The following is a 9,982-nucleotide window of genomic DNA, read 5'->3' as shown; positions in this document are numbered from 1 at the left end:
CAAAAAGGCACAGGAATTCGGTTATATCTTAGTTCAACAGGAATAACTAATGGGAAGTTTCTTAGAAGTAATGGAGATACACCTCTGCGTTTTGCTGATCGAAATGGCCATATAGATACAGTGAAAGCTCTAATAAATTACGTAACAAAACTAGAAGCTGCTGATCTGTATGTTAGTCAAAAGAACTTAGAAGAAAAGAAAAGAATAGATTGATAGGTGATTTGCACGATCTACACAGTAGTTATCCACAACATCTTCAAAACTGTAAAAAAGAAGTCAAAAAGATTGAAAAAGAAAGTCAGGAACTACATTCCTTTTTGAAAAAAAGTGATATTAATGAACTAATTAGTGTGTGGGAAAGGAATGCAGACATACAGAATCAGATTGATAATCACGATAACCTAAAAGAGCAACATCCAGAATACGCTCATATTTTAATTAATAAAGCTAATGAAGTGAAAAAAGAAATTTTTCTGCACAATCATAAGCCGCTAATTGATGCTTTATCAGCACATTATAAATGTGATATAAAAACAATGACATTTGCTGGTATAGAAAACTTTTTTAAAGTTGTTCACAGGGATGATTTTAAAGAAAAGCTAGGAAATGGAGGAATAACTCTGAAAAACTTTGTAGATTTAAAAAATGTTGAAAAGAGAGATGATGTTCCTAAGTTAGGAGTAATTGCATTTAAGCATGGGTGTCAATTAAGTGAACCAAGGGTAACAAGAGTAATTGATCAGGCTCTTTCTCTCTAATAGGATCATTGAGCAAACTGTGGGTTCATGGTAGGAAAAAATTGACCTTACCCAAGAGAAGAAGAAAGAAAAATTTTCATAATAAAAGTGTTTTTTTAGAAGGAGAAGTAATGACACAAGGAAATTGGGACTCTGACAAAAATTTTGCAGGGTAGCTTGTTATATAGCTAAAAAGAACCAAATAGCAGGTTCACAATGTCAGTGAAGTTTATGAAGTTAGAATGGGTATAGAAGGAAAGAAAACACAGATCTCTAAAAAATATCAAAGTTAGAAAAATTATTCTTGCATTAGTTTTTATTTGTGCTATGTGCTGTACATAATATCTTTGTAGAATGGGGGGAGTATGTTAACTAGAGATATTTCAAGGCCTGAGCAGATTTTTAGTGGAGCAGAAATAAGCGAAAAAAAAGAGCTATTAAAAAAGCTAGAAGAGAAATCAAATACTCGACAAGGGCAGTCAGAAATAGGCGGATCGTTTGATGATCAATATGAGTTGATTATAGAATATCTGTTGCAGATTCCACCATCTAATGATCGGTTAGAAATTTTACGAAAGCAAGGACATTCACAGAGTGACATAGATGAAATGTTTAGTCAGGGGGATTCTTGGTATACTCAATCAACCATATCGTCATTTCGAAGTTATAATAGTCCACCGTCTTTAATGGATAGTAAATATTCACTGAGTAAACAGGTATCTGTTTGGTCCGCTTTAGATCATAATCTCACAGAAAGTCAAAAGAAGTTAAACATAGAGTTACTAAATGTTTTAAAGTATCTAGAATGGCATGATGAAGGTGCTCTTTTTGATTATGATAATGGTCAGGTCGATGAGCTTGAAGAATTTTTAAAAAATAATAGAGGCAATCCAGATCTAAAAGCCGTTCTAAATGTCAAAAGAGGAGAATCTGGGTCAACAGTATTGCATGCGATTGCGGGAGCTCATATAGGTGCATCTTACCGTCAAGAAGACCGACCTATAAATTTACTCTTAGAAGCAGGAGCCAGTCCAAATATACAGGATGATAAAGGAGAAACACCTTTGCATCGCGCTTCTGCTATGGGCTATGATAAAAATATATATTCTCTCTTAAGGGGAAATGCTGACCCCAATATATGTGATGGACAAGGGAAAACTCCACAACAAACTGCAGTTGATAATCATAATTACCATGTTGAAAGGTGTTTTTTTACTGACAATCAAAAAAAGTTGCGAAAAGAATTAAATAATATACTTAATGAACATCGCTACAAAGAAGGCAATTTAGGCTATATTGTTACACTCACCCTATTTCAGTTTCTCGAAGATCTAGAGGAGTTTTTACATGAACATAAGAATAATAAAGACCTAAAAGTAGTTTTAAATACTCGGGACATAGCCGGAAAGTCAGAAGTGCTGGAACATGTAAAAAATGCTTTTTCCGGCTTTCAAGCTGCTGATGAAATAAAGAAATTACTTTTGGAAGCGGGAGCAAAAGAGTTCACGTATGAAAGGAAAAAATGCTTACCTAAATCTGGGGTTTTGTGGGGTAATATAATACCAGCTCAGAAGGAAAAGCTAAGTAGATCCTTAGGTATTTTATCTGAAATTCAAGACATAAATCAATTGGAAAAATTCGTGAAGATAGCTATCAAGTCTGGAGTGCGACTTAATTATCGTTTCACCGTTCCTTCACCTTTTGAAGGTTATAGTTTCACAGATTATGTGATAAAAAGAATTAGTGAATTAGAAAAGTCTCCTAAAGTTGCTAGTGGTATAATATGTCAATTGGTATCAAAAGGAGCAGTGTTTGGTAGCCCAGAGAGCATTGATGTAATTGATGAACTGGGATTAGAATGCAAAGATCACAAAGCCAATATGATAAAAGCTTTTGAAGGTTACATTAATGATGCCCATAGGTTTATTAAAGTTGCGAAAAGTGCAACCACTAGTAAATTGAATGATATAGCAATAGGTAATACTACTCTTTACTTAGAATATTCGGAGGAGAGCAAAATAGATATTGCAAAGATCACCGATGGAGCGAGAAGTTTATGGTTAACTCATGAAAATGCAGGATATGAAAGAAATATAGTAAAGATTGGTGAAAGTGAGGTGGAAATTATAACGCAAAATGGTAAAAGGCATTACACAGACCTTACAGCCAATAGTAATATAGCATTGATTTTCTGTACCTCTTTTGGAGAATTAGAAGTTAGATTGTATTCTGATAAGCAAAATGAAAACAGGATTAGGGTAGAAGCAAGAGATCAAGGGATGTTGAAAAAATTAAAAGATTGTGGAGAAGAAATAGGAAAAAATTGCTCACTTGGTTATCACTCAGTTTATGATGCTATTGAACGTGGGTACTTCGAAAAGCCTGCTCCATCTTCAAGAATTGTCCAGGAAGAAAAATTACAAAATGGTAAATGGGCAGATCAAGTACGATATACAAGAAAAAATGGAGCACAAATTGGATAGTACTAAGCTTTGTAGACAAAAACGTTGGTATGGTTTTTACTGCTTCAAAAAGGTTTTACTTTATTTTTTTTATTTTAATAATAATATTTTTAGGAGGGTTTATGCACACATCTAAACTTACTGCAGCAGAGAAAGATTTAAATAGCAAGCTATTTTATGCTGTAGAACAAAATAACCTTGATAAGGTTAAAGAGCTTATTAGAAATGGGGCTGATATTCATGCTAGAGAAATTAGTAGTAAAAAAGCTATACACATTGCTGTTAAGAAAGGGAACAAAAATATCGTAGAGTTTTTCTTAAATGAAGGGATAAGCGTTAACGATACCAATAACAGCGGTTGGACACCTCTACACTATGCTGCCTTTGGTGGTGAGTTGGAAATAGCAAAACTTTTGGTTGCTAATGGGGCTAATGTTCGTGCTGAAAACGCTTATGGTCAAAAGCCTATAGATTTAATTCATTATGGTAAAGATGATGGATATAAAGGCATTATGGAACTTCTTCTAAATAAAGGAGGAGGAAAGGTTAATGATATTGATAAAGAGGGTTGGATGCTCCTACACTATGCTGCCTTTAATGGTAATTTGGAAACTGTAAAGTTTTTAATTGACAAAGGAGCTAGCATTCATACTAAAAACAATGGACGTGAAACGCCTTTAGATCTCGCTAGAGAAGGAGGAAGTACGGAAGTTGTAAATATGTTAAGCAGTATAAATACAAAAGTGACAGATGTATCGGTATCTCAACTCTCTATACCAAGAAAAAGGACTGTATGAATTGATATAAGCAAAAAAGGGAGGATGTTTCTATAGGTTATACACGTCAAGTTATTGTTAAAAATAGCAGCAGGACTAACGGAGGTAATTCTTAGTTAATAGTTTAAGAAATCTTCTAAAGAAGTTATCTTGTTGTTTATGATTTTTTGAGCATAGCCTTTTATGCTAGATTCAAAGAAGACTGAATAGGCTGCTCCACACTTTCCACTTTTTCTAGCTTTGTGCTGGGCTTTAGCACATTATACAACGCAAAGCTCAGACACACCAATCCAGCTATTCCCACAACCGCTGCTATTACAGGCATTTTCATGATATACAATGCAACACCGCTTGCCAATAACACTGCACCAACAACACCAGCTACAATTGGTTGAATTGCCTTTTTTGATGATTTTTCGTCTACAGAATTTCCTTTACTATCAAAATATAGTTCAGTTGGAGATGGGATATCAGGCTCTTCTTCTGTTAAAGCATTTTGAGCTTTCTCACTGGTTTCAAATATTAGCTCGCTATCTTTATTAATATCTCCACGCAATTGAGCTGTAGCTTTACTTTCCCATGTTAAATTATCTGTCAACTTCTCTCTTGATTCTGTATCAGTTTTGATTAATTTTCTTTTATGCTTTATTTCTGTTAATGATTTTCCGTTCTCAGCACTTCTAGATTTGCTATGAGAGCACGATTGCGTTTGATCTCTTTTCACAACTTCAGTAAAAGTGGTTGTAGAAATACTGGAACTTTGTGTCTGATCTATATCATCTTTTGTTAAAATATTTTTAGCTTCTTCACTGCTTGCAAGCATAGGTTCATGTATTTCAAGATCTTCACAGTCTTTATTGATATCTTCACAGCTAGTTTCAGCATTACCACTTACAGGTTTAACTTCTATATTAAGACTTTCTTTAAATTCCTTGAGAGTTGCTACAATTTCTTTACAATTTTGTTTATTAGCATAATCAATTAGTGTATAGCTTATCTTCTGGCTATTTGCTTTTTCTTTTATCATTTTCTGGTCGAGGATTTCTTTCAAAATACCGTTTTCTTTAGAAACTTCTAAAACTGCCCTAACAGCTTTGCTATTTTTCTCTGAAATACAGTATGCTAGTACCGTGTAGGTTGTTTTTTGAACACCCAGAATTTCTCCGTTTAATTCGTCATTCAGAAGATCTTTTAAAAATTTTCGTTTTGCTGCTTCTTGTAAAAACGTCTCAAAAGCTTGATTATTCTTAAGAGATATAGCATAACACGGTAGCGTAAATACTCCTTTCCTCCCTTCTTCACTATAAGGTATTTTTGTTGTTAAAATTTTCTGTAATGTATCATCATTAAATTTTTCAGCAATGCTATTCTCATTTTTCGTCCTTCTCCAGAACATAAAGGACTTTTTTTTTCCTAGATTTTCTATTTCTTGCTTCAGAGTATCAAACTTACCTTTCTCTTTTTCTGTTAATCCACATAATTTATCAGTACGCTCTTTTTTCTTTACTGGCATAGTATTTCCCTTCGTATAATGTTTGTTTTATAAGTTAGTTGCGTTAATAACGTATTAATTGTGTGATTTTTAAGACGCTAATTTGTAAAATTTTTCCATTTGCTCACTCCATAGCATCGGTATTTCCCTTAAATCAACTAACCGCAAATTACTCGGTTGTCTCCCATTTACTATGTCTTCTTTGATCTTTGGTGCTAAATAATTTAATCTTAAAATTTGTTGTATACGTCTTGTACCTATATTAATTTTAATGCTCAGCTCTTTCACACTTCTATATTTTCCTTCCTCTAGTTGACGTTTCCAAAGATGGGCTCTTACCACTGCTTTCAGTAGCGCATTGTTTGTTTTTCCTTCTGGTTCCACTACTGTGCATTTGTTTCCTTTCTTCTTTAAATTCATTGGTATAAATTTTTCCTCTGACTCAGAACACACCTCTATTCCATCTTCTCTTACCCACACTGTTTTTATTAATTTCTTCACTGCTTCTTTCTGTTTTCCAAAACTTAAATTTTCCCATTTTTCTTTTTTTGCCCCTTTTTCCCAATTCTCATATAAGCATTCCGCTCTCTTCATTACTTCTTTTTCCACTTCTCCGGCTACTACTGTTCGGTTCATCGACTTGCAACCTTTTCCTCTTAAATGGTTATTGCATATATAATATCGATACCTTTTATTTTCTTTTTTTGAGTATGTCAGCGTCATGTTTACTTTGCAGCATCTGCATCTTATCATCCCCTTTAGTAGCGCCTCTTCATATTTTTTGCCTCGATATGGCTGATTCTTTATTAATTCCTGTGCCTTTTGCCATTTTTCTTCTTCTATTATTGCCTCATGCTTTCCTTTATACTGCTTCTCGTAATGCCGTATTTTTCCCATATATATCGGATTTGTTATTATTCTCCTCACTGTGGCCTTTTTAAAGATATCTGATTTTGCTTTCGTTCGATATCCTTCTCTGTTTAACTCTCTTGCCAATTCTGCCATTGATCTCAGCTCCATATATCTCTCAAATATATGCTTTATTACTTTTGCTTCTTTTTCATTTATTATTAATTCCTTCTCTTTTACATCATACCCTAGTGGCACATTCCCTCCCATCCATAATCCTTCCTCTTTCGATGTTGCTATTTTATTTTTTACTCTCTCTACTATCATTTCTCTTTCTAGCTGTGCCGCTCCTGATAACACTGTTTGTACAAATTTTCCCATTGGTGTGTTGTTATCAAATATTTGCGTCACTGCTACAAAACTTATCCGGTGCCTTCTAAAAAATGACGTTACTTCTATGCAATCCTTCGTTTCCCTTGATAACCTGTCCAACGTGTATACTACCACGCAGTCTACCTCTCCGGCTTTTACATCTTCAAATAATTCCTTTATCGCTGGTCTATTTAAATTACTTCCTGAATAGCCTCCATCATCATACCTTTTGGCTAATGCTACCCACCCTTCTCGGCTTTTTATATATTTTTTACATGCTACTCGCTGTGCATCAAGACTATTAAACTTCTGCTCTAGCCCGTCTTCATTTGATTTTCTCGTATATATCGCACACCTTACCTCTTTTAGCATTCTCAACTTACCTTTTTATCACGCATCCCAAATAATAAAGGACCGTTGTAGCTCATTCCCATTATTTTTCCGGCTACCGCTGATAATGACGTAAAAAATTCTTCTCTGTAGATTAAACCCTTATCTGTTACCATCACTGCATGCGTTTCTTCACCTCTTTCTAATATCAACTCCGTTCCTACTGCTGGCAGTTTATCGCTACTTATCCTTTTTCCCTGTTCTAGCCGATCTGCCAGGTATTTTAGTCTTTTTGCTCCTTTTCTTGATATTTCTCCATACGCTTTCTCCTGCAACCTATACGCCAATCTTGGTATCAAATATTTCTTTGAGTTTCTAGGCGCTTCTTCCACAAAGACCTTCCTCCATATTTTTCTCAGCTCTTCCAACGCTTTTTTCTCTAAATTCATTACTTTCTTTTCTATTTCTTCCTTTCTTTCCATATTTTCAGCCTCTCATAATTTCTCAAATAACTTTTCTATTCTGTCTGTTTCTTTCTTCAATACTTCAGTTACCTCTTTACTATTTTTCGCATAATCCATCGCTGTCATCCCAAATTTATCTGCTTGTTCTATTTCAGCCCCTGCTTTTACTAGCTCCTCCACTATTTCCACTTTCGTTATCTAAGTGGAGAAAGTCACCTCTCCCCACTCGACTGCAGAACCGTACGTGACAGGTTACCGTCATACGGCTCCTCTGCAATTTGGTGCTTGTCATGCACACTTCCTGTGTAAAATATCGTGACAATGTCCATGTAATAATAATAAATTTTTGATCATATTATTTTTCCTATTTTGGTCTTTATGGTGTATTTCTAGAATATCATCACTCTTGAACCAAAGTTGACATTGATCACATTTGCCTTGTTGTAACTTCAACAGCTTTATTACTCTCGGTGATTTATCTAGTATTCTATTAAGACGATTCCCCCAGTAAACCCAATCACCATCGTATGGAGATTTGGTTCCTTTCACTTTGATATGTCGCTTAATAACATGATCTCCGTGTCTTATAAGATTCACTTCGTTACTTGTCATAAATCGCCAATTATCATTACCATACTTCTTGAAGTACTTTCTTTTGATCCAGCATTTTCCTTTGTTTGGGTGTTTATATAACGCCCACTTCCAAAGTTTTCTGAACATTACACTGTCGATAAGATTAAATGTTTCACTTGAAACTACACAAGAGTAATATTGACTCCATCCTCTAATAATTGGATTAAGTACTTTAATTACTATTTCTTGTGTTGCTCCCCTCAATTTTCTAATCTTATGTTTGATAATGAAATTATGCTGTTTTATAGATTCACGACTTGGTTTGATTAATAACTTGTAACCTTTCTTATTATTTCTTGTTAGGTAGTGTCTTATTGAAAATCCAAGAAAATCAAATCCTGGTTTATCCCCTTCTAAAGTATGGGAAATCCTTGTTTTTGAAGGTTTTAGTTCTAGTCCAATGATTTTTAACCATTCTTCGATTAGTACCTTTGCCTTAATAAGGATCTCCTCACTCTCATGTATAACAACAAAATCATCAGCATAAAAAATTATACTAAGAGCTTGTTGTGCCCGTTGCTGCGATGCTGTACCATACTTTCTTCTTCTATATAGAAAAAGTTCACTTTTTAATGCTTCTTTAATATATTGTTCCATACCGTGTAATGCTATACAAGCCAATAATGGAGAGATAGTTCCTCCTTGAATTGTACCACTCTTAGTTGGCTGGAAGATTCTATTTTCTATTACTCCTGCTCTCAACCATCCTTTTATTGTTTTTCTTAATGTTGGTGTGGTATTGAGTTTTTCAAGCAATGCATAGTGTTTAATATTATCGAAACATCCTGAAATATCAGCATCTAAACAATATGCTGTTTTCTGACTTAGTGCATTGAATATGGCCTTCATAGCATCGTGACAAGATCTACCAGGTCTAAAACCATAAGTGTTCGGCTCAAATTTTGCTTCCCATTCAGGTTCCAACGCCATTTTTACAAGTGTTTGTTTTGCTCGACACGATATAGTGGGAATACCAAGGGGACGACGCTCCAATGGCTTGCCAGGTTTTGGTATCCAGACTCGTCTTGATGGTTTTGCTCTTCCTCTTAAATCCATAGAATTTGCTAATTGCATTCTTTCTTTTTGGTCGAGATTGGCTTTCCCATCAATACCTGCAGTCTTTTTCCCTCTATTGTCCTGTGTTACTCTTCTAACTGCGAGCATTCTTGCACTTGTTGATTTGAGTAATAATCTCTGAAGATTATGCATCTTTTTGACATCATTACATTTAGAAGCTTGGTAAATTCGTTTTTGTAGCTTAAATGAAGATTTCTCCAGCTTACGCCAAGAAATTTCATTCCATTCATACCTAACATTTTGTTGGCTCATAACATATTCACTACTACTCATAACTTTACCTTCCAAATTACAGTGTTTACGTCTGCATATCCCAAATATTACTTTGGGCGTTAGCTTCTTAAACAATCCTTCCACATAGAAGCTTACGGTTGGCTACCTGCTTATATCTAAATAAATATAAGAGCATCTATGCGGTTACTCCGTTCCATGATTTTGTTTCATGTTGGACTTAGGTTCTTACTTTTTTGCCGGAAGCTGAGAACATCCATAATCAAGTGGTAGGATCTTGATTCCTCTTTGCGCTTCTACCATTTTGGTCTATGCGTATCAACCTTATTTCGCATATTCATGTTGACGACAATTCAAACATAAGTTCCTTTCGTAACCTTATCCAACTCTGTTCGCAGGGATTTACCATAAGGTTTAGTATTACCTGCTTTTGTCTCATGCTTGCATCCCAGAAGTTGCCACTTTCTAAAATGTGAGACATACTTTATCCCTGATGTTTAGGGAAGATGGAATTTAACCACCACAAAATCACGACTTTCGTGTCGCACCCCACCATACA

8 protein-coding genes and 1 pseudogene are annotated in these 9,982 nt (G+C 34.8%); 4 read left to right on the top strand and 5 right to left on the bottom strand.

What is annotated here, in order from left to right:
* The 4 genes from OZD62_RS02620 to OZD62_RS02605 all read left to right on the top strand — a co-directional run.
* The coding region (locus tag OZD62_RS02620; RefSeq protein ID WP_275019371.1) for an ankyrin repeat domain-containing protein at positions 1 to 213 on the top strand (213 nt) is incomplete at its 5' end.
* Positions 214 to 221: 8 nt separating this feature from the next.
* The gene (locus OZD62_RS02615) at positions 222 to 758 is read left to right on the top strand and encodes a hypothetical protein (RefSeq protein WP_275019370.1); all 537 of its coding nucleotides are present in this window, start codon (positions 222 to 224) and stop codon (positions 756 to 758) included.
* Between the two features lie 344 nt (positions 759 to 1,102).
* On the top strand, positions 1,103 to 3,220 hold the full coding sequence (locus tag OZD62_RS02610) for an ankyrin repeat domain-containing protein (RefSeq protein WP_275019369.1): 2,118 nt from the start codon (positions 1,103 to 1,105) through the stop codon (positions 3,218 to 3,220).
* Positions 3,221 to 3,321: 101 nt separating this feature from the next.
* On the top strand, positions 3,322 to 3,996 hold the full coding sequence (locus tag OZD62_RS02605; protein ID WP_275019368.1) for an ankyrin repeat domain-containing protein: 675 nt from the start codon (positions 3,322 to 3,324) through the stop codon (positions 3,994 to 3,996).
* A 160-nt stretch (positions 3,997 to 4,156) separates the two neighbouring features.
* On the opposite strand, the gene OZD62_RS02600 is transcribed toward OZD62_RS02605, so the two are convergent.
* The 5 genes and pseudogenes from OZD62_RS02600 to ltrA all read right to left on the bottom strand — a co-directional run bounded on the left by OZD62_RS02600 (position 4,157) and on the right by ltrA (position 9,465).
* Positions 4,157 to 5,488, bottom strand: coding sequence for a WD_0033/WD_0034 family tandem repeat-containing protein (locus OZD62_RS02600; protein ID WP_275019367.1), 1,332 nt, complete (start codon positions 5,486 to 5,488; stop codon positions 4,157 to 4,159).
* A 69-nt stretch (positions 5,489 to 5,557) separates the two neighbouring features.
* A complete protein-coding gene (locus tag OZD62_RS02595; protein WP_010962487.1) occupies positions 5,558 to 7,060 on the bottom strand; it encodes a recombinase family protein in 1,503 nt (500 codons plus the stop codon).
* A 2-nt stretch (positions 7,061 to 7,062) separates the two neighbouring features.
* Positions 7,063 to 7,500, bottom strand: coding sequence for a DUF2924 domain-containing protein (locus tag OZD62_RS02590; RefSeq protein ID WP_275019366.1), 438 nt, complete (start codon positions 7,498 to 7,500; stop codon positions 7,063 to 7,065).
* A gap of 12 nt (positions 7,501 to 7,512) precedes the next feature.
* Positions 7,513 to 7,680: pseudogene (locus OZD62_RS02585) on the bottom strand (ankyrin repeat domain-containing protein); the annotation flags it as partial.
* Positions 7,681 to 7,770: 90 nt separating this feature from the next.
* On the bottom strand, positions 7,771 to 9,465 hold the full coding sequence (gene ltrA / locus OZD62_RS02580; protein ID WP_274979042.1) for a group II intron reverse transcriptase/maturase: 1,695 nt from the start codon (positions 9,463 to 9,465) through the stop codon (positions 7,771 to 7,773).
* Between the last annotated feature and the right edge of the window lie 517 nt (positions 9,466 to 9,982).

The sequence above is a fragment of the Wolbachia endosymbiont of Drosophila seguyi genome (assembly GCF_028981765.1).
In the GTDB taxonomy this organism is placed as follows: domain Bacteria; phylum Pseudomonadota; class Alphaproteobacteria; order Rickettsiales; family Anaplasmataceae; genus Wolbachia; species Wolbachia pipientis.
The sequence above is the reverse complement of the archived record's forward strand: the minus strand, read 5'-3'. Positions and strand labels throughout refer to the sequence as shown.

What these genes read in the sequence shown, in the direction of transcription:
- OZD62_RS02610 (WP_275019369.1), top strand. Translation starts at nt 1,103, where the DNA reads ATGTTAACTAGAGATATTTCAAGGCCTGAGCAGATTTTTAGTGGAGCA.
- OZD62_RS02605 (WP_275019368.1), top strand. Translation starts at nt 3,322, where the DNA reads ATGCACACATCTAAACTTACTGCAGCAGAGAAAGATTTAAATAGCAAG.
- OZD62_RS02600 (WP_275019367.1), bottom strand. Translation starts at nt 5,488, where the DNA reads ATGCCAGTAAAGAAAAAAGAGCGTACTGATAAATTATGTGGATTAACA.
- OZD62_RS02595 (WP_010962487.1), bottom strand. Translation starts at nt 7,060, where the DNA reads ATGCTAAAAGAGGTAAGGTGTGCGATATATACGAGAAAATCAAATGAA.
- OZD62_RS02590 (WP_275019366.1), bottom strand. Translation starts at nt 7,500, where the DNA reads ATGGAAAGAAAGGAAGAAATAGAAAAGAAAGTAATGAATTTAGAGAAA.
- ltrA (WP_274979042.1), bottom strand. Translation starts at nt 9,465, where the DNA reads ATGAGTAGTAGTGAATATGTTATGAGCCAACAAAATGTTAGGTATGAA.